This is a genomic window from Aequorivita todarodis, from assembly GCF_028561335.1.
Taxonomy (GTDB): Bacteria; Bacteroidota; Bacteroidia; order Flavobacteriales; family Flavobacteriaceae; genus Aequorivita; species Aequorivita todarodis.
This window is the reverse complement of record NZ_JAQQTG010000019.1, coordinates 96,036-115,875: the sequence shown is the minus strand read 5'-3', so window position 1 is coordinate 115,875 and position 19,840 is coordinate 96,036. Positions and strand designations below refer to the sequence as shown.

General features: G+C 41.6%; 17 protein-coding genes. 15 read left to right on the top strand and 2 right to left on the bottom strand.

Annotated elements, in window-relative coordinates; all coding sequences use genetic code 11:
- Window positions 1–22 precede the first annotated feature (22 nt).
- The 15 genes from ypfJ to POV26_RS08580 all read left to right on the top strand — a co-directional run bounded on the left by ypfJ (window position 23) and on the right by POV26_RS08580 (window position 16,951).
- Window positions 23–880 (top strand): KPN_02809 family neutral zinc metallopeptidase, encoded by an 858-nt coding sequence (ypfJ, locus tag POV26_RS08650; protein WP_272856075.1) that lies wholly within the window; start codon window positions 23–25, stop codon window positions 878–880.
- A 94-nt stretch (window positions 881–974) separates the two neighbouring features.
- Window positions 975–2,186 (top strand): 3-oxoadipyl-CoA thiolase, encoded by a 1,212-nt coding sequence (gene pcaF, locus POV26_RS08645; protein ID WP_272856074.1) that lies wholly within the window; start codon window positions 975–977, stop codon window positions 2,184–2,186.
- 204 nt (window positions 2,187–2,390) lie between these two features.
- Window positions 2,391–2,636 carry a ribbon-helix-helix domain-containing protein gene (locus tag POV26_RS08640; protein WP_272856073.1) on the top strand — a complete coding sequence of 82 codons (246 nt, stop codon included), beginning with the start codon at window positions 2,391–2,393 and terminating at the stop codon, window positions 2,634–2,636.
- Window positions 2,637–2,795: 159 nt separating this feature from the next.
- Complete coding sequence (locus tag POV26_RS08635) at window positions 2,796–3,041, top strand: ribbon-helix-helix domain-containing protein (RefSeq protein WP_272856072.1); 246 nt, start codon at window positions 2,796–2,798, stop codon at window positions 3,039–3,041.
- On the top strand, window positions 3,038–3,370 hold the full coding sequence (locus POV26_RS08630; RefSeq protein WP_272856071.1) for a type II toxin-antitoxin system PemK/MazF family toxin: 333 nt from the start codon (window positions 3,038–3,040) through the stop codon (window positions 3,368–3,370). The genes POV26_RS08635 and POV26_RS08630 overlap by 4 nt, the downstream gene beginning before the upstream one ends.
- A 6-nt stretch (window positions 3,371–3,376) precedes the next feature.
- Window positions 3,377–5,875 (top strand): phenylacetic acid degradation bifunctional protein PaaZ, encoded by a 2,499-nt coding sequence (gene paaZ, locus POV26_RS08625; protein ID WP_272856070.1) that lies wholly within the window; start codon window positions 3,377–3,379, stop codon window positions 5,873–5,875.
- 64 nt (window positions 5,876–5,939) lie between these two features.
- Entirely contained in the window at window positions 5,940–6,212 is a 273-nt protein-coding gene (locus POV26_RS08620; protein ID WP_272856069.1) for a GIY-YIG nuclease family protein, read from the top strand.
- Between the two features lie 198 nt (window positions 6,213–6,410).
- Entirely contained in the window at window positions 6,411–7,163 is a 753-nt protein-coding gene (locus tag POV26_RS08615) for an enoyl-CoA hydratase/isomerase family protein (protein WP_272856068.1), read from the top strand.
- Between the two features lie 89 nt (window positions 7,164–7,252).
- Window positions 7,253–7,852 carry an acyltransferase gene (locus tag POV26_RS08610; RefSeq protein ID WP_272856067.1) on the top strand — a complete coding sequence of 200 codons (600 nt, stop codon included), beginning with the start codon at window positions 7,253–7,255 and terminating at the stop codon, window positions 7,850–7,852.
- A 75-nt stretch (window positions 7,853–7,927) separates the two neighbouring features.
- Window positions 7,928–9,259, top strand: a complete 1,332-nt coding sequence (locus POV26_RS08605) for a dihydrolipoamide acetyltransferase family protein (RefSeq protein ID WP_272856066.1) — start codon at window positions 7,928–7,930, stop codon at window positions 9,257–9,259.
- A gap of 102 nt (window positions 9,260–9,361) precedes the next feature.
- Entirely contained in the window at window positions 9,362–9,727 is a 366-nt protein-coding gene (locus POV26_RS08600; RefSeq protein ID WP_272856065.1) for a four helix bundle protein, read from the top strand.
- Window positions 9,728–9,861: 134 nt separating this feature from the next.
- Complete coding sequence (locus tag POV26_RS08595; RefSeq protein ID WP_272856064.1) at window positions 9,862–11,931, top strand: alpha-ketoacid dehydrogenase subunit alpha/beta; 2,070 nt, start codon at window positions 9,862–9,864, stop codon at window positions 11,929–11,931.
- Window positions 11,931–12,980, top strand: coding sequence for a hypothetical protein (locus POV26_RS08590; RefSeq protein ID WP_272856063.1), 1,050 nt, complete (start codon window positions 11,931–11,933; stop codon window positions 12,978–12,980). Before POV26_RS08595 ends, POV26_RS08590 begins: the two co-directional genes overlap by 1 nt.
- Complete coding sequence (locus POV26_RS08585; RefSeq protein WP_272856062.1) at window positions 12,955–15,327, top strand: tetratricopeptide repeat protein; 2,373 nt, start codon at window positions 12,955–12,957, stop codon at window positions 15,325–15,327. Before POV26_RS08590 ends, POV26_RS08585 begins: the two co-directional genes overlap by 26 nt.
- A 22-nt stretch (window positions 15,328–15,349) precedes the next feature.
- The gene (locus POV26_RS08580; protein WP_272856061.1) at window positions 15,350–16,951 is read left to right on the top strand and encodes a T9SS type A sorting domain-containing protein; all 1,602 of its coding nucleotides are present in this window, start codon (window positions 15,350–15,352) and stop codon (window positions 16,949–16,951) included.
- A 95-nt stretch (window positions 16,952–17,046) separates the two neighbouring features.
- On the opposite strand, the gene POV26_RS08575 is transcribed toward POV26_RS08580, so the two are convergent.
- Together POV26_RS08575 and POV26_RS08570 are read right to left on the bottom strand one after the other, a co-directional pair.
- Window positions 17,047–19,200: a hypothetical protein gene (locus tag POV26_RS08575; protein WP_272856060.1), complete on the bottom strand. Its 2,154-nt coding sequence runs from the start codon at window positions 19,198–19,200 to the stop codon at window positions 17,047–17,049.
- 92 nt (window positions 19,201–19,292) lie between these two features.
- Window positions 19,293–19,832: a DUF4136 domain-containing protein gene (locus POV26_RS08570; protein WP_272856059.1), complete on the bottom strand. Its 540-nt coding sequence runs from the start codon at window positions 19,830–19,832 to the stop codon at window positions 19,293–19,295.
- Window positions 19,833–19,840 lie beyond the last annotated feature (8 nt).

The window sequence follows — 19,840 nt, the reverse complement described above, 5'->3', positions numbered from 1 at the left end:
AACTAATTAACACATTAAAATTATGAAATGGAAAGGCAGAAGACAAAGCGGTAACCTGGACGACCGTCGCGGGATGAGCAAAGGCAAACTGGCCGCAGGTGGCGGAATTGTAGTAACAATAATCGTTCTTGCTCTAAATTTTTTCGGTGGCGAAACCGGGCAACAACTCGCACCTATCGTTGAACAATTAGGAAACAGTCAAACAGTTCAGCAAACCGAGCAACGCGAACTTACCGCCCAAGAAAAGGAAATGGGCAAGTTTATGGCTACCGTTTTGGCGGACACCGAAGATGTGTGGAACCAAATTTTTGCCCAAAATAATATTGGCGATTACAAAGAGCCCGCGATGGTGCTATTCACAGATGCCGTAAGCACCGGCTGCGGAAATGCAAGCTCCGCCTCGGGTCCATTTTATTGCCCTGCCGATCAAAAAGTATATATGGACTTGGCGTTTTTTGATGAATTGAAAACCCGATTTGGTGCCAAGGGCGGAGATTTCGCCATTGCTTACGTAACCGCCCACGAGATAGGGCATCACGTTCAAACTTTGCTCCGAACTTCACAAAAAGTAACCCAATTGCAACGCCAAAATAGGAGTGAAGCCAACAGATTATCGGTGGCTTTGGAGTTGCAGGCCGATTTTTACGCGGGGCTTTGGGCACATTATAACCAAGAATATTTGGAAGAAGGCGATATAGAAGAGGCACTGAGTGCTGCAAACGCAGTGGGCGACGACGCAATTCAAAAGCGAACCCAAGGCGATGTGGTGCCAGATAGTTTTACCCACGGCACTTCCGAGCAACGAATGAAATGGTTTATGAAAGGCTATAAAACGGGCGATATACGTCAGGGCGATACCTTTTCGGAAATATTGAATTAACATCAATTACCGAAAAATTTAATTGAATACGAATTTATTCCCCCTTTGAAGGGGGTTAGGGGGATGTTTTCCTCGGAATTAATTATACTATAAGATGAAAAACACATACATAATTGACGGAATAAGAACTCCAATAGGAAGTTATCAAGGAACGCTAAGCGCTGTGCGGACAGACGATTTGGCGGCATTAGTAATTGCTGAAATAGTAAAAAGAAACCCAAACATCCCCAAAGAAGCGTACGATGATGTAATCTTGGGCTGCGCAAATCAAGCTGGGGAAGATAATCGGAATGTAGCTCGGATGGCCTCACTTTTGGCGGGTCTGCCTGTAACCGTTCCCGGCGAAACCGTAAACCGACTTTGCAGCAGCGGACTTTCGGCTATAATCCACGCTAACCGTGCGATTAAAGCAGGCGATGGCGATTTGTTCATTGCAGGCGGTGTTGAAAATATGACGCGTGGGCCATACGTTGTTGCTAAACCTTCAAAAGCGTTTGGAACGGACGCAAAAATGTACGATTCCAGTTTTGGTTGGCGTTTTGTAAACCCCAAAATGGCTGAAATGTACGGCACCGATGGAATGGGAAATACGGCCGAAAATTTAGTTGAAAAACATAATATTTCGAGGGAAGACCAAGATGCGTTTGCGTACCGTTCACAGATGAAAGCTGCAAAAGCCCAACAAAATGGAAGGCTTTCAAAAGAAATAGTTCCTGTGGAAATTCCGCAGCGAAAGAAGGACCCCATTATTTTTAAAGATGATGAATTCATTCGTCCCGAAACTACAAAAGAAGTTTTGGCAAAACTCCGCCCAGCTTTCAAAAAAGATGGAAGTGTTACGGCGGGAAATTCCTCGGGATTGAATGACGGCGCGGCAGCAACCATAATTGCTTCCGAAGATGCCGTAAAAAAATATAACTTGAAACCAATTGCTCGAATAGTAAGTTCAGCAGTAGTAGGAGTTGAACCAAGAATTATGGGTATCGGTCCCGTTGCGGCTTCAAATAAAGCTTTGGAAAAAGCAGGTTTGAAAATGGAAGATATGGACGTGATTGAATTGAACGAAGCCTTCGCTTCACAAGCGTTAGCGTGCATCCGCGAATGGGGTTTGAAAGATGACGACCCGCGGATCAACCCAAACGGCGGTTCAATCGCAATTGGCCATCCGCTCGGGGTTACCGGGACGCGAATCGCTTATTCCGCAGCTTTGGAACTTCAACTTCAAAATAAAAAATACGCTTTAATTACCATGTGCGTGGGCGTTGGCCAGGGCTATGCAGCGATTATTGAAAGAATTCCCGCGTAGGCGGGAATCTTATGAACGATTGCGGATTTTTGATTTCTCCTTCGGTTTACCCGCAGTAGTAGGAGGACAGGTTCCCCTTTCCATTTCAACTTTATTCGGTCGTGGTTCCTGGTTCCCTTAAGTCTTACGTCCCTTTTCAACTTCAATTTAATTTTCGATTTCGATTTCACTTTTCTGTGTATATTTACAAATAATAAATATAAAATGGCAACATTCACATCAAGTTTACCGGACGAGCTTCTTGAAGCACTTGCAAAGGAAGCAAAGGATCTTAAGGTTCCAAAAAACAGATTAATTGAAAAGGCATTAACCTTATATCTGCGAGAACTTAAGAAGGCAAGGTATGCCAAGACATTTCGGCGGGCTTCACAGGATGAAGAGGTAATGAATATAGCAGAGGAAGGAATGGCGGATTATTTCGAAATGCTTAAAGAGTATGATAAAAAATGAAGAAGAAAGAAATTTGGAATGTGGTTTTTCAATCCAATCTCTGTTTCGCAAGCTGCGCTCAGCTTGTTGGAGTGTTAATTTTTTTATATTAGTTGAAATATACCTTCCCTATAGGTTTAAATCCCAATATTAATTATATTTACACAAAATAAATATAAAATGGCAACATTCACATCATCATTACCAGACCATATCTTAGAGCAGCTATCCCAGGCAGCGAAAGATCTTCAACTGCCAAAGAATAAGATAATTGAAAAAGCACTTGAAATTTATCTGGAGCAGTTAGATCGTGCTGCTTTTCTAAAATCTTATAAAAAAATGGCTAATGATCCTGATATGCTTGCAATGGCTGAAGAAGGCATGGCAGATTACTTTAAACAACTTGAAGATTTAGACAAAGAATGAAGCAGGCAGAAATTTGGGATGTTTATTTTGATCCAGTTTTAGGGAGTGAACAAAGTGGGCGCCGTCCAGCTCTAATAATTTCAGGAAATTTGGCAAATAATAACCTGAATACGATTATAGCTTGTCCTTTAACATCGAAACTAAAAAACTATCACGGTAATTTAATTTTAAAGCCATCAGCTAGCAATGGATTATCAAAAACATCGGAAGTTATGACAATTCACATTCGTTCCTTGTCAAAAGAGCGATTTTTGAAAAAAATGGGTGCGATTTCAATGTCTGATTTTCAAATTGTAAAAGAGGGGCTTGATAAAATTATAAAATATTGATAATCAATGAAAAAACTACATAATTACGTAACAGGACAATGGATTACCGGAAACGGAGAAGGCGTGCCCATGCACGATGCCATAACCGGCGAAGTAGTGGCCCTTTCAGATACCGAAGGCCTCGATTTCAGTGAAATTCTCCATTACGGAAGAACCAAAGGAGGCGAGGTTCTTCGGAAAATGACCTTTCAGGAACGCGGCAATATGCTGAAATCCCTGGCGCTTCATCTAGTAAAAAAGAAAGCCGATTTTTATGAAATCAGTTACCGAACGGGTGCGACAAAAGTGGATAGTTGGATAGATATTGAAGGTGGTTTCGGAAATCTTTTTGCCAATGCTTCCCTCAGAAAATTATTCCCAAACCAATCCTATCACGTTGAGGGCGAACCTATCGATTTGTCGCGCGGTGGCCGTTTTATGGCACATCACATTATGGTGCCGAAGCGCGGGGTGGCAATTCATATAAACGCATTCAATTTTCCCGTTTGGGGAATGTTGGAGAAATGTGCTGTGAACTGGATGGCGGGTGTTCCTGCCGTTGTTAAACCAGCAACAAACACTTCGTTTTTAACTGAAGCCGTAGTTCGTGAAATTATCGCTTCAAAAATTCTGCCCGAAGGTGCTTTACAATTGATTACAGGTTCGGCCAGAACTATTCTCGATAGCGTGGAATCCCAAGATGTGGTTACTTTTACCGGTTCGGCAACTACAGGTCGGATGCTGAAGGCGCACAAGAGAATTATAGACGAAGCCGTACCTTTTACTATGGAAGCCGATAGTTTAAACGCCTCCGTTTTGGGCGAAGATGCGGTTCCCGGAACAGCTGAATTTGACCTTTTTATCAAGGAAGTGCGAAATGAAATGACCGTAAAATGTGGCCAAAAATGTACCGCCATCCGTCGTATTATCGTGCCCCAGGATTTGGTGGAGGACGTGCAGATTGCACTCGGGAAGGCCCTTTCCAAAGTAACCATCGGCGATCCCCGTTTAAAGGAAGTGCGAATGGGCGCCTTGGTGAGCTTGGATCAAGTGAAGGAGGTAAGGGAACGCGTTCAGGAATTGTCAAAAACCGCAAGTATCGTTTATGGCGATTTGGACAAGATTGAAGTAATCGGCGCCAATGCCAAAAAAGGTGCATTCTTGGCTCCAATCTTACTTCGCGAAGACCATCCGTTCAAAAATTTGGCCGTGCACGAAACCGAAGCTTTCGGTCCGGTGAGTACCATTATGCCCTACAAAAATTTAGACGAAGCCATCACGTTGGCACAAATGGGGAAAGGTTCGTTGGTATCTTCCATTGCTACGAATGACGATAAAATTGCCAAAGAATATGTTATCAACGCCGCTTCGCACCACGGAAGAATTTTGGTGCTAAACCGCGAAAGCGCCAAGGAAAGTACGGGTCACGGTTCGCCATTGCCAAGTTTGGTCCACGGCGGTCCGGGCCGCGCCGGCGGAGGTGAGGAAATGGGCGGAATGCGCGGAATAAAACATTATATGCAGCGAACAGCCATTCAAGGTTCACCGACAACTTTAACGGAAATCACAGGAATTTATCAAGCGAATGCAAAATATAAAGAGGCGGAACAGCATCCATTTAAATACCATTGGGAAGACATCGAGCCGGGAATGTCGTTAAAAACGCATAATCGCACGCTTACCGATACCGATATAATCAATTTCGCCAATCTTACGTGGGACCATTTTTATGCACATACAGATATTACTTCGCTGGACGGCAGTATTTTTGAAAAGCGAACCGCCCACGGTTACTTCATTATCGCGGCTGCGGCAGGATTATTCGTTTATCCGAACAAAGGTCCAGTAGCTGCAAATTACGGTTTGGAAGACTGTCGATTTTTACGCCCACTTTATCACAACGACACTGTTTATGTACGATTAACCTGCAAACAAAAGGTAGATCGAGATGTCGCTTCCGCAGAACATCCAAGTGGAATTGTAAAATGGTTTGTCGAGGTTTTTGATACCGAAGATGAATTGGTTGCCGTTGCAACAATTCTCACCATGGTTCAAAAAAAGCAAGAGACTTTTGTGGAAATGACCGACGAAAAAATCCAGGAATGTCTAAATAAATTAACTGAGGAAACCAAGCCAAAATGGGGCATCATGACGCCACAGCATATGTTGGAGCATTTGGAGTACACCTATAAAATAGCTTCGGGAAAAATTCAGGATTTTGAGGTTGCAACACCCGAAAAGATTTTGGAAAAAGTCCATGCGAGTCTTTATAACTATGACAAATTTCCTCGGAATACAAATTTTCCACAATTGGAAAAAGATACTTTGGATACATTGAAACATCCGGATCTGGCAACGGCTAAGGAGAAATTTATCGAGGAAAGGGAAGCGTATAAAAACTATTTCAAGGAAAATCCGGATGCCAAATTGAACAATCTGGTTTTTGGGGAAATGAACCGATATGAGTGGTATTTATTAGAGCGCAAGCATTTAAATCACCATTTTGAGCAGTTTAATTTGCTATAGCAAATTAAACTGTCCCTGCGCACTTGTTGCGCAGTCGCATAAACTCAATCCAAATATTGATTGTATGCCACGCGAACACAAATATTACACCTACATCCTAACCCACGAAAGGAACCATATTTTTTACGTAGGCGTGACAAATAATATTGAAAGAAGGATTTTTGAACATAAAAACGCAACCCATAAAACGCACGTTGGTTATTATAATATCAAAAAATTGGTTTATTTTGAAGAACATCAATGGATTCAGGAAGCAATAAGAAGAGAGAAGGCCTTAAAAAAATGGAAACAGGAGTGGAAGATAAATATTATTACAGAAAAAATCCGGAGTGGTTAGATTTGAGCGATGGGTGGGATCTTTCTAAGTTTGAGAAGAATAAGGAATAAGACGAATGGGGGATGAATCCATTGACACGAATGCGGAATGAATCCGCAAAATAAATTAGTAATTAAGATTAAAGCGAATGCGGAATGAATCCACAAAAAAATTAAGAATTAACATTAAAGCGAATGCGGAATGAATCCGCATTGACATATGACAGAACCATACGTAAAACAAGAAACAAAAAACGGAATCGCCACAATAGAATTCTTTCATCCAGCTCATAACAGCCTGCCGGGAGATTTGTTGGCAAAACTCGCAAAAACAATCATCGAAGCAGGAAATAACGATGAGGTGAAAGTGATTATTTTAAAAAGTGGAGGCGACCGTACTTTCTGTGCGGGAGCCAGTTTCAATGAATTGATCAGTATCAACGATGCCGAAACCGGAAAACTATTTTTCAGCGGATTTGCAAACGTTATTAACGCAATGCGAAAATGCCCAAAGTTTATAATTGGTAGAATTCAAGGAAAAACCGTTGGCGGTGGCGTTGGCGTGGCCGCTGCGACCGATTATTGTATGGCAACTAAATTTGCCGCTATTAAATTAAGTGAATTAAATGTAGGCATCGGCCCCTTTGTGGTTGGTCCCGCCGTTGAAAGAAAATTGGGCACGAGCGGTTTCAGCCAGATAGCCATTGACGCGAATTCGTTCTACGAAGCCGAATGGGCCCGCCAAAAAGGCTTGTACAATCAGGTTTTTGATACTTTGGAAGCCTTGGATGAAGCCGTTCAGAAATTCGCCGAAAATCTTTGCAATTACAATCCCGAAGCCATGAAAGAAATGAAGAAAGTATTTTGGAGCGGCACCGAAGACTGGGACGAGCTGTTGGCGGAAAGAGCCGTGATTTCGGGAAGGTTGGTTTTGAGTGATTTTACGAAGGAAACGTTGAAGCGGTTTGAATAGGCCCACCCCAGCCCTCCCAAAGGGAGGGGTTAGTAAAGGTTTAACAATAATTAATAAAAAAAATTCCCCCTTTGGGGGTTAGGGGGCATATGATTTATAGCTTCAAAGGCCACATCCCAGTAATCCACGAATCCAGTTTCGTCCACCCTTTGGCGGCCGTAACGGGTAATGTGATTATTGGTAAAAATTGCTACATCGGTCCGGGGGCGGCCATTCGCGGCGATTGGGGGGAGATTATTTTGGAAGATGGTGTGAATGTGCAGGAAAACTGTACTATTCATATGTTTCCGGGGAAAAGTATTGTGTTGAAGGAAAGCGCACACGTTGGCCACGGGGCCATTATACACGGGGCAAATTTGGGTCGGAATTGTTTAATTGGAATGAACAGCGTAATCATGGACGATGCCGAGATTGGCGATGAATGCATCGTTGGCGCAATGAGTTTTGTGAAGGCCGAAGAGAAGTTTCCGAAAAGGAAATTAATCGTCGGCAATCCCGCAAAAGCCATAAAAGATATTTCAGATGAAACGATTGCGTGGAAAACCGCCGGAACCCGATTGTATCAACAATTGCCAACAGATTGTCACGAAAGTTTGAGAGAGGTTGAACCGTTGCGGGAAATTCCAGCAAATCGTCCCAAACAAGAAGATTTTTATAAAACGTTGGAAGAATTTAGGAAAAATAAATAAAACTCTGCGTTCTCTGCGCCTCTGCGGTAATTTATACACCGCAAAGGCGCAAAGTTCGCAAAGGAATAAGACAGGATGAATAAAACAGAATTCAAAATGCCCAAAATGGGCGAGAGCATAACCGAGGGAACCATCATTAATTGGATGGTTGCCGAAGGGGATTCTTTTGAAGAAGGCGATATTTTACTTGAAGTAGCCACCGACAAAGTGGACAACGAAGTACCCGCACCGGCTTCGGGAAAAATGGTGGCGCATAAATTCAAAAATGGAGACGTTGTTCCCGTGGGAGAAGTGATTGCTATTTTGGAACTTTTGGGAGAAAAAGAAACTTCAAAATCTACGAGCAAAACTTCAGGAAAAACGGTTTCTAAAACCGAAATTTTCGAAAAACCGAATGTTTCAAAGGAAAGCACAGCAAAGGTTATGGCTCCCCTCCCTTCGGGAGAGCCTGCCCCGAACTTGCTTCGGGGGGCTGGGGGTGGGCTTTTCATTTCGCCACTGGTCGATAGCATTGCGAGGAAAAACCATATTTCTTACGAAGAACTCGCCCGAATTCCGGGAACGGGAAAAGAGGGTCGATTGCGGAAAAGCGATGTTACGAATTATCTTGAAAACGGCCGTCCGTTTCAGTTTGCACATAATTCCCGCGAAGGCGGGAATCCCGTGTTCCAAGTCCCCAATTTGAAATTCGACAAGGGAAAAGGCAAAATAGTGGAAATGGACCGCATGCGCCAAATGATTGCAGACCATATGGTTTTCAGCAAGCATACTTCGCCCCACGTAACCGCTTATGTGGAGGCGGATTTAACGGATATGGTAAATTGGCGCAATAATAATAAAGTCGCTTTTCAGAAAAAATACAACGAAAAACTCACGTTCACGCCACTTTTTATTGAATGTGTGGCGAAAGCAATTGCAGATTTCCCAATGATAAATTCCTCGCTGGATGGAACAAATATTATTGTAAAGGACGAAATAAACATCGGCATGGCAACCGCACTACCTTCGGGAAATTTAATTGTTCCCGTTGTGAAAAATGCCGATAAAATGAATCTGAAAGAATTGGCCGCATCCACAAATGAGCTCGTCGGAAAAGCGCGCGACAACAAATTAAAAGCAGATGAAACCAAAGGCAGCACCTTTACAATTAGCAATGTGGGAACTTTTGGCAGTTTGATGGGAACGCCAATTATCAACCAACCCGAAGCTGCAATTCTCGCAACCGGAATTATAAAAAAACGTGCTGAAGTAATGGAGCGAAAAGAGGGTGATACTATAGAAATTAGACAAATGATGTACCTTTCACTTTCCTTCGACCATCGAATAGTTGATGGTTATTTGGCAGGTTCTTTTTTAAGAAGAATTGCCGATTATATGGAACAGTTTGATTTTAATAGGACGTTTTGAAACACGACCGTTCGCTTTGCTCACTGCACGAAGCACGACTTTTGGAATATGACGTTTTGAGCCACGACGTTTTGAGCCACGATGACTAAAGACTTTAAAAAAATGAGAAGACATAATTTTAAGAAATTACAAATTTGGTTATTGGCTATAGAGCTAATAGATGATAATTATTTGTTTACGGCTACTTTGCCAGATTATGAAAGATATGGCTTACGAACGCAAATGAATCGCTGTTCGGTATCAATTGCCTCAAATATTTCTGAAGGTTCGAGTAAAAGAACAGATCGTCATTTCTTAAAATTTTTGGATGACAGTCTTGGTTCTGCTCTTGAATGGGAAACCCAACTGATTGTTTGTTCGCGCCAGAACTTTATCTCACAGGAGTTATTTTTGAAATTGGAAGATAAAGTTCAAGCATTGCAAAGTAAAATATCAAACTTTATGGATACGCTTGATCCTGATAATTGATTGAAAAAGACGTTTTGAAACACGACCGTTCGTTTGGCTCACTGCACGAAACACGACAGTTAATTCAATAAAAAGTCGTGATTCAAACCGTCGTGATTCCAATCGTCGTGATTCGTGATTCAAAAAAATAAAAAATGAATAAAGATATATTAAAAAAAGCCTTCAAAAATCTCGTTACGGCAAAAGCGATGACGGAGATTTATGAGGAAAACTTCAAGGTTGTTTCAAAATACGTACACGCAACTTCGCGTGGGCACGAAGTAATCCAAACCGCCGTGGGAATGCAACTTTTGCCACAGGATTACGCCTTTCCGTATTATCGTGACGATTCTATGCTTCTGGCAATCGGGATGAAACCTTATGAATTGATGCTGCAGGTTTTGGCGAAAAAGGACGATCCCTTTTCTGGCGGAAGAACCTATTATTCACACCCAAGTTTAAAAGATGACGACAAGCCGAAAATCCCACACCAAAGTTCCGCCACGGGAATGCAGGCCATTCCGGCAACGGGAGTTGCTTTAGGGTTTAGATACAAAGAATCCTTTCCTCAAGAAAAAGAGAATGTGTTTGATATTCCCCCTTCGGGGGTTAGGGGGCTTGTGGTCTGCTCCTTGGGCGATGCCTCCGTTACCGAGGGTGAAGTAGCCGAAGCCTTCCAAATGGCGGCCTTAAAGCAATTGCCAATTCTATATTTGGTGCAGGATAACGGCTGGGACATTTCAGCCAACGCTGCGGAAACCCGTGCACAAAACGCTTTTGAATATGCAGCAGGTTTCCACGGTTTGGAAGCGGTTACAATCGATGGGACCGATTTTGAGGAAAGTTACAACACCATTCAACATGTAATTTCAAAAATTAGGAAAGAACGCAGACCCTTTTTGGTACACGCAAGAGTTCCGCTTTTGAACCATCATACTTCGGGCGTTCGCATGGAGTTTTATCGGGATGATTTGGAAGAGGCCAGAAGTCGCGACCCGTATCCAAAATTGAAAAAACTGCTTTTGGAGAATGGTTTTAATGAGAAAGAGCTGACGAATATTGAGACTTCCGCCTCCGCGGAAGTGACAAAAGCGTTAAAAAACGCAATGCAAGCCGAAGACCCCAAGCCAGAAGATTTATTTACCCACGATTTTGCACCCACCGAAATTATCGAGGAAGTAGGCGAACGTTCCCCGAAAGGGGGTGAAAAAGTGGTGATGGTAGATTGCGCGCTTTTCGCCATTGAGGAATTGATGGCGAAACATCCCGAATGTTTGTTATATGGACAGGATGTTGGCGCACGATTGGGAGGTGTTTTTCGTGAAGCGGCGACTTTGGCGCAAAAGTTTGGCGACAATCGCGTTTTCAATACGCCCATTCAAGAAGCATTTATTGTCGGTTCCACGGTTGGGATGAGTGCTGTTGGATTGAAACCAATAGTTGAGGTTCAATTTGCCGATTATATCTGGCCGGGACTCAACCAGCTTTTTACCGAGGTTTCGCGAAGCTGTTATCTTTCAAACGGAAAATGGCCTGTTTCTATGATTCTCCGGGTGCCCATTGGCGCTTACGGCAGCGGCGGCCCGTACCATTCCTCTTCCGTGGAAAGTGTGGTTACAAACATTCGCGGGTTGAAAATTGCGTATCCCAGCAACGGTGCCGATTTAAAAGGTTTGATGAAAGCCGCTTATTACGACCCAAATCCTGTGGTGATTTTTGAACATAAAGGTTTATACTGGAGTAAGGTGAAAGGAACCAAAGGCGCAACCTCTATAATGCCCTCGGAAGATTATATTTTACCTTTCGGAAAAGCTTGGGTTTTGCAGGAAATCTGGAAACAGGAAAAGGAAGAGACCCTTTCCATAATCACTTACGGAATGGGCGTGCATTGGGCAATGAACGCTTCCGAGGAACTTGGGATGCAGGATAGAATTGAAATTGTAGATTTAAGAACGCTGCATCCTTTGGATTATGAAACCGTTTTTAAAAGCGTAAAAAAATGCGGAAAATGTCTGGTTGTAACCGAGGAGCCTTCAGAAAATGGATTTTCACGTGGCTTGCAGGGAAGAATCCAAGAGGCGTGTTTTCAGCAATTGGATGCGCCGGTGATGCTGATCGGTTCTGAGAATATGCCCGCCATTCCATTAAATTCGGTACTTGAGGAAACGATGATCCCTTCAACTGAAAAAGTGAAGCAGAAGATTTTGGAAGTTTTAAACTACTGATGAAAAAAATTTCGGCAGCCACTTTTTGTTTTCTCGTTTTGTTTTGTTTTCAGGCCTGTAAAGAAAATGAAGCAAAAAGCGTTTCGTTTTATCATTGGAAAACAACGTATTCCATTTCAGAAACGGAAAAGGAATTATTGAAAAAGGCGAATTCCGAAAAACTGTATTTGCGGTTTTTTGATTTAACATATAACGAACGGGAAAATCGTGTCTTGCCTACCGCAACGCTTCAAATGCCCGCGAAAGACTCAACTTTGGCCTTGCAAATTATTCCCGTAATTTATATAACCAATGAGGTTTTTGAGAAAACGACAAAGCCTTCCCAGCTGAAATATATTGCTGAGCAAACTTTGGAGAAAATACTTCGGTTGAAGGCTAAGCATTTCAATAAAAAAAGTATTTTCCCGGAGATTCAAATAGATTGCGATTGGACCGTAAGCACAAAAGAAGCCTATTTTACCTTTTTAAATGAATTACAAAAAAGCGACATACTGCGCCAATTCGGAAAAAATTCCGTAAAATTTTCTGCTACCGTTAGGCTCCATCAAGTAAAATTCCCCGAAAAAACGGGTGTTCCGCCGGTTGATGAGGCTACCATTATGTTTTACAATGTTGGCGATTTGGGCTCGATGGAAGAGACCAACTCAATTTTGAATATTGAAAAAACCGCTTTATACCTTTCCAGACTTCACGAGTATCCGTTGCCGTTTAGTGTGGCCCTGCCCATTTTCAGTTGGGGCGTGCTGTATCGCGATGGGCAATTGGTGGGTATTCTTTCAGATATTGGGGAAAAACAACTCTCTGAAAATTTTATGGTTTCAGAAGGGGAAAATTGGCTTATCGCTACGGAAGATGCCTTTATAAATGGGCACTTTGTTTACAAAGGCGATAAACTGAGAATGGAAAAGGTAACCTTTTCAGAATTTAAAAAACTTCAGAAAACGATTTCAGGAGCTGCGGGTCGGGATTATTCTGTAATTTTATATCATATAAATTCCTCCACCCTCCAAAACTTAAATGTAAATGAACTCTTGGAAACTGTACGTTAGCGTCATTTTATTTGCCTCAACAATTTCTTTTGCCGCAGAAAAGCCGAACTATTTTTGTGGCTATGCCCCCGAATATGAAGAACTTTATTATCCCATAATCGACCAAAAAATAGTTGGCGACTCTTCGCTGTACCCTTTTTTAAACTGCCCGTGGAGTACGTTTTGTGAATTTCCGGGAACCAGAACGGCTGTTGAAGATAATTTGGAGGATTGGCGTAAGTTCTTCGGAAAAAATTTAAGTGAAGAAGTGCTTTACCAGCTAATTTATGCTGAAACGCCAGATTGGTATCAAAAACTAAAAGCCAATGAGCCGGGCATCGTCAACGGGATAATGGCCAATAAAATAACTAAAAACCTTCAAAAACCATTCGCTAATTATATGTTGCTGGCAAAGCAATGCGAGGGGATAAGCAGCAACAAAAATGGCGGCAACGGCTGGTATCAAGGGGAGGAAAATGACGGGTATGACCGCAAACCCGAGCTGTTGGAGCTCGCGCTGAAAAATTATAAGGCCGAAACCAATTCCTTTTTAAAGAATAGATATGCCTACCAAATTGTGCGATTGGCGCATTATCTTCAAGAGAACGAAGCTGCTTTGCAATATTTCGATACTTTTCTGAAGTTGGATCCTGAGGCGTCCTATATTTATTATATGGCTTTGGAGCAGCGTTCCGGGGCGGCCTATAATCTTCAAAAATTTCAGGAAGCTGCCAAGGGATTTTTAGCGGTTTATTCAAAAGTGCCATCGCGCCGAAGAAGTTGCGCCCTAAGTTTAAAATATTTTGATTGGTCCAACCCGCAACTCAACGACGAATTTTTTGCCGATAATGGCTATGCGGAACTCCAATCCTTTTTCAAATCGTATTACTACAACGGCAGCATTTTCAAGGAGATGCAGAGATTGCAGGAGGAAAACCCGAACTCTCCCTATTTGGAGGTATTGGCTATTCGTGAGGTTGATAAATTGCAGAATAGTTTATTTAGCAACCACTATTACGAATGGAATAAGGATTCTGAAAACAATAAATCGTTGGATTCGGAAACCTTACGGACGCTTCAAAATATAGCCAAAGCCCAAGTGGAAAACAAGGCCGTTTTACGAAAGGATTTTTGGAGCATCGTGCTTTCGGCTACCTATTTAAAAAACGAGGATTACAAAAATGCAGCATTATCGGTTTCTAAAGTTGAAAAGAATAGTGAGCTCTACCCGCAAGCCAAACGCTTGTCTTTTTCCATTGAAGTATTGCAACTTAAAACTTTGGACAGAAAACAAATTGATTTGCTTTTCTCGAAACTGAAGTCGGACACACAACTCAATGAATCGCGGCCGCTGACCGCATTTTTCTTCAATTCCATTTCAGATTTGTATAAAAAGGATGGCAATGTAATCGTTTCCCTTTTGGGCAGTATGGATTACAGTTGGGAAAATGCCCAATATTCCTTTGAAAGAGCTGAAGCAGAGTTGGGAAACCATTGGAAACTGCATTATAAAAATGAATTTGTTGCGGATGCGGTTATTCAAAAAATCCAAAATTTCATAAATCTTCCGGCGAAGACCGATTATGAAAAACTGATTGTTTCAAAACTGAAGAGCAATCCGCAGGATTATGTAAATGAGCTGAAAGGCACTTGGTATTTTCAGCAAAACCAGTTGGACGAAGCGATTTCCTATTTCAAAAAAATTGAAAACCCCGCTGTTTTTTATGGGAAAAACATCAGGCCGGAATTATTTTCGGGAGCGATCCGCGAGTATTTTGACACTCCATTTTCCGAAAAGTCAGATAAAATCCATTTAAAATATAAAACCCTATTTTCTGAAGATGCCCCAAAAATGGAGCTTGAAGAAACCTATGCAGACAACAAGCTGAAGCTGGCCCAGACCTTTAAAAAACTGGAGGAATTGGCAAAAAGCAATCCCGAAAATGCTGCCGATTATTATTACATGCTCGGAAATGCCTGGTACAATACAAGCGAGCTGGGGTGGTTTTTGAACGCGCTTCAATACATTGGCAATAACGACCGCAACCATATTTTGGGATATGATTATTATTCCGATGGCCAACAAAAAAGCCCAAATTCCGAATTTTTAAAGAACGCCACCCAATACTTTGAAAAAGCGGCAGCGGCGAAAGGGAACAAAGAAACCAAGGCCAAAGCCGTTTTTATGCTCGCCAAAACCAACTATTGCTATACAACGGAGCGGAATGCAAATTACAGGTACAGGGTGGAGGTTTGCGGCGATCACAGAGATTATTTCCAAACCCTGAAAGATGAGTATTCCGATACTGCTTTTGAGGCACAGGTGATTGAGGAATGCAGTTGGTATAGAATTTTTTATAATAATTAGTTATGAAATTAAAACAAAAATCATGAAAACAATTTTTACTATCGCCTGTTTTTTAACAGTGTTTGTCGGTACTGCACAGTGGACAACAGACACAGCCCTGAATACGTTGGTAGCCGAATCTGGAGAACTGGATATGCAAGCTCGTGGCACGTCTGACGGGCAAACCTATGTTGTATTTTGGAAAAACGTGGGTGCGCCAACCAACATCGAACTGCGTATGCAAGTCATGGACGCGGACGGCAACCGAAAGTTTGGCGATGACGGCATGCTTGTAAGCAACCAACTGCCCATGAGCACGTTTACGGTTATTATGAATACCGTTGTCGATGCCGATGATAATCTTTACATAGGCGTTACGGGAACTGATGATTTTTCGGCCTATGCTTTTAAAATGGATTCGAACGGAAACCAACTTTGGGGCGCTAACGGGATTAGTTTAGGAACTGGAGTACCCGTTACCATATTGCCATTGTCTTCCGGAGATGCCATTGTTTCTTGGCATGATTCCGGTGCGGCGGTGATGCAAAAATACGATTCCAGCGGAAATGCCGTATGGCCCGGAACTAAAACAATTGGTTCGGGAAATACTACGGCTGCCAACTTATTCGAACTTTCCAATACTGATTTTGAAGTGGTGTATCATTCTATTTTAAGCGGAATAAGTTCGAATCTATTCGCCCAGCGCTATGATACGGACGGCGATCCTGTTTGGTCAAATGCTGTGCAAATTGCAGATGGAACCACTGCTTTTAACCGCGCTTATACAGGCGTGCAGGATGGCGATGTGGTTTATATGGGCTATTTTTCCTCTACCGGAAACCGTTTCGATTCGTATTTACAGCGCATAAACCCTAACGGAACATTGCCTTGGGGAATAAACGGTTCCGATTTTGACACAAACCAAACCGAGTATGAAATGGATACGGAAATTGCTTTTCAGTCCGGTTCACAATATGTTTGGGCTATTGCTACCTACCGAAATGCTACTCAAAGTGAGCGTGGCGAATATGTGCAAAAATTTGATAAGGATTCCGGAGCACGTGAATTGACTGATCATGCCAAAGTTGTATTCCCAATAGGAAATGATAAGTCGCATGAAGGATCGCTTCAATTAAGAAATGGGAATCCGCTTTTCTTAATGGAGGAAGGAGAAAACAACGGAGTTTCGCCAACCACTTTGAACGCTGTGCATCTTGACGAAAACGGCGACTTTGCCTGGTCGGAAGAAACCCGTCCCGTAGCCACTTTTGCGGCAGATAAGAGCAGGATAAATTTCACAAAAGAAGCAAATATGCAGAATGTGGCAGTTTTTATTGAAGACAAAGGAACCGGTCTTAAAATTTATGCGCAAAACGTGGTTGATGACACTGCGGGGATAGAAGAATTTTCGGATGTAAATTTGTTTTTTGCAAATCCAGTGAAACGTGAAATAAATTTAAAAGCTAACGTTCCCATTGAAGAAATTGCAATAAATAATGTTTTGGGGCAACAAGTTTTCAGTAGCAATTACAAGGGAGAAACCACAATAAACATCAATACCGAAAGTTGGAAATCTGGTGTTTATTTTATGAACGTTTCCACAAACGAAGGATTTAAAAAAGGAATAAAACTGGTTAAACAGTAAGCGTATATTTATCCCCAATTATTGAGGGCCTTTCCAAAAATTATTTTGGGGAGGCTTTTTTTATCGGTGAATGCTATTGTTGGAGCTCCAATTTATTAGTACGTATTGTTCTTCATGCGTTGCAGCACATCTTCGGTTTGGTTCAGCAAAGTTTCGCCGAACAGTTTTGTGTCATTTTTAATGATGTTTACCGCCTTTTCCTGAAATTTTATCCCTTCGGTTTTGTCGCCGCTTTTGTATAATAACTGGGCGTAGGTATCTAAAAAATACGGGTTGTTTTCGTAGATGTCCAGGGAGGTTTTGGACCATTTTATGGCTTCTTTTAAGGTGGGCAAGTCGCTTATGTTTTCAACTACATACCAAGCAGCTTCATTGGCTTGATTGGCGATACTGCCTTTGAAACCACTCCAAGACTGTTTGCTGTTTTGCGTTTCATACAATGAATTTAGCTGCAAAATAATATTGTTGGTATTCGCGAAATTTGCGTTGTAAAACACCTCATAATTCGCTAAAAATTCCTTTGGCAAATGACGCTGGAGAAAATTAAAATAATCCGCACCCCCTTCATCCAATTTTTGATAGCGCAGCTTCATTTTTTGAAGCATTTCCGCATCTGCGTTTGGGGCGTAACTATTTAAGGCATCGCTAATGGTGTAGGGGAAAAGGTTATAAAAATAATATCCCTTATCATATTCTTCATCCGTAGTGGCCTCGTAATTTTTCAACGGTTCTTTAAAGCGAATTAAATAATCTATCGCCAAAAGATCTGCTTCGGTCAAAACGGGGTCGAAATTTTGATAGAGCGTTCTTTCGTAATTGTTTTCTAGAAATCTCGCGGCAATATTGGCAAACTGTAAATCAACCTCCGTATCGTCTTTATGTGAAGCAACCAATTTTGAATACAAGTCATTTACTTGCCCCGGACTGGATTGCAAGCGGTGAAATTCTGCGCCGTTTTCAATATATCCCTTTTCGATATAAGATTCTTTATTTGTTTCTCCGAATCCCGAGAAGAAATTATAACTGGATATTTGGGAAATTTCGTTAAACAGTTGCTGAGTGCTTTTTGCGTTAAATGATTTTTGATTTACCGCATCGTCCAACCGTTTCATTAAATAGATGTTTTTAATTCCGCTTTGGCTGTACAATTCGTTATTGAAAATTTCCAGCAGTTTTTTAAAATCTACGTTCTGCTTGTAAAGCATATCTTTATTGCTGTCGATTATTAGCAAAGTATTTTCTTCTAACCCCTTCTTTTTTGCGAATTTTTTATCCTTTTCGGTAAGTAAATAAAAGTAGAGATTATCATACATTTCGATGTATTTATCATACATCAAATAAGAGACAGAAGTTTCATATTCCTTAATAAATTTTTTATACTCATCGGTATTTGAAGGATTTTCAGCTAAATAAAAAGTAACTAAGGGTTTTTGGTCCTCGCCTGCTTTTTTTACCGCTTCGTCCAGACTTTCAAAAGTTTCTACTTTGAATTTATACGGATTGTCATAAGAATATGGGTATTGTTCGGCGATATCGTCATTTTCTTTCCACGGAACATTCTCTTCAATCTTGTAGGGTTTTTCAAAAGTTGAAATATATTTTTCGTAATCTATATGGAAAACCAAGGGATTGTCCTTTCCCTCATAAAGGATTATGGTCTGGTCGTTTGCATTGAATTCGCCAAACAATTGCAAATCCTTCATATCCGAAGGCTCATAATTTACTTCAATCTTGCTTACGTCTTCGGGTATTTTAAAGATATACAGGCTGTTGGCGTCTTTGGAATCCCTATTTTCCAATAAATGCAGATACTTTGTCTTTGGTATTTTTATCTCAAAATTGTCGTAGCTATCATAAAAGGTATCTCCAGTCAATTTTTCGGCAGAGTTGTAAACTACCTTATCGGCCGGGTTTTCCTGCGCCCCGACTAAAATATAGTACAGCAAATACTTTTTTGTCTTTTTGTTAAAGGTGATGGTAAGGGTGTCCAAAGCCCTGTCCCGCTCCAAATATCGCAATCCAAAAGTTGGGGTTTCAACTTGTTTTAAATCGAGTTTAACCAGGCTGTCGGTTTTAATTAGGTGTCCTTTTGCCATCGCAATCTGAAATTCATCATTTTCCGTAATCGTTAAATGAAATGTGGAGCCATTCAGATTGGTAAAATATTCCCCAACCGGCAGGGTATTCTTTTGGGCGTGGGCATTAAATACGAGGCATAGCAGAAAAAAAAGGACGGCAAATATTCTCATGGGGAAGCAATTTTTTGATGATGGATTCTAACATTACGGGTAAAGGTAAAAAAAAGGCTTTTATACCGTCTGCATAAAAGCCTTTTTTAAAATTATTTCTTAGGCGTTCCGGGCGGATATTCCGCCAAAATTTTGGCTACAATTTCACGGATGCGTTCTTCCTTTTTTTCCATATTACTGGTCACCAAATCTGCGCTGCCCATGCCTTGCCAAACCAGATTGTTGGTTTTTGCATCAATCAGGTCTATGTAAAGCGTGCCTTCAGGAGTTCTCGAAACGTTGCTGCTTCCATAATAACCTCCATAATACCAAGGATTCCAGCCCCAACCGTATCCAAAACTGTTGTTATAAACGTCAACACGTTCACGTTCTTTGGTAAAAATACTGACCAGCAAATCAGGACTTTCTGATTTGGACATTCCTTTCGCCGAAAGTTCCGCCTCAATAGCGCGAAGAATGCGCTTTTTGTCGAGGTCGCTGATTTCAGCCTTGTCTATTCCCGGCTTAAAAAAAGCAAAGGAATTGTACTGATTAAAATTTGCTTCTTTGTCATAATCGGTGGCCACGCGAACGGTGGTGCAGGAAGCGAAAACAAAAAGCAAGAGAAGGGGTAAGAATTTAAGTGCTTTCATAGTTGTCA

Bases quoted from the DNA above. Each gene is read 5' to 3' on its own strand.
- ypfJ (WP_272856075.1), top strand. From the start codon at position 23: ATGAAATGGAAAGGCAGAAGACAAAGCGGTAACCTGGACGACCGTCGC.
- pcaF (WP_272856074.1), top strand. From the start codon at position 975: ATGAAAAACACATACATAATTGACGGAATAAGAACTCCAATAGGAAGT.
- POV26_RS08640 (WP_272856073.1), top strand. From the start codon at position 2,391: ATGGCAACATTCACATCAAGTTTACCGGACGAGCTTCTTGAAGCACTT.
- POV26_RS08635 (WP_272856072.1), top strand. From the start codon at position 2,796: ATGGCAACATTCACATCATCATTACCAGACCATATCTTAGAGCAGCTA.
- POV26_RS08630 (WP_272856071.1), top strand. From the start codon at position 3,038: ATGAAGCAGGCAGAAATTTGGGATGTTTATTTTGATCCAGTTTTAGGG.
- paaZ (WP_272856070.1), top strand. From the start codon at position 3,377: ATGAAAAAACTACATAATTACGTAACAGGACAATGGATTACCGGAAAC.
- POV26_RS08620 (WP_272856069.1), top strand. From the start codon at position 5,940: ATGCCACGCGAACACAAATATTACACCTACATCCTAACCCACGAAAGG.
- POV26_RS08615 (WP_272856068.1), top strand. From the start codon at position 6,411: ATGACAGAACCATACGTAAAACAAGAAACAAAAAACGGAATCGCCACA.
- POV26_RS08610 (WP_272856067.1), top strand. From the start codon at position 7,253: ATGATTTATAGCTTCAAAGGCCACATCCCAGTAATCCACGAATCCAGT.
- POV26_RS08605 (WP_272856066.1), top strand. From the start codon at position 7,928: ATGAATAAAACAGAATTCAAAATGCCCAAAATGGGCGAGAGCATAACC.
- POV26_RS08600 (WP_272856065.1), top strand. From the start codon at position 9,362: ATGAGAAGACATAATTTTAAGAAATTACAAATTTGGTTATTGGCTATA.
- POV26_RS08595 (WP_272856064.1), top strand. From the start codon at position 9,862: ATGAATAAAGATATATTAAAAAAAGCCTTCAAAAATCTCGTTACGGCA.
- POV26_RS08590 (WP_272856063.1), top strand. From the start codon at position 11,931: ATGAAAAAAATTTCGGCAGCCACTTTTTGTTTTCTCGTTTTGTTTTGT.
- POV26_RS08585 (WP_272856062.1), top strand. From the start codon at position 12,955: ATGAACTCTTGGAAACTGTACGTTAGCGTCATTTTATTTGCCTCAACA.
- POV26_RS08580 (WP_272856061.1), top strand. From the start codon at position 15,350: ATGAAAACAATTTTTACTATCGCCTGTTTTTTAACAGTGTTTGTCGGT.
- POV26_RS08575 (WP_272856060.1), bottom strand. From the start codon at position 19,200: ATGAGAATATTTGCCGTCCTTTTTTTTCTGCTATGCCTCGTATTTAAT.
- POV26_RS08570 (WP_272856059.1), bottom strand. From the start codon at position 19,832: ATGAAAGCACTTAAATTCTTACCCCTTCTCTTGCTTTTTGTTTTCGCT.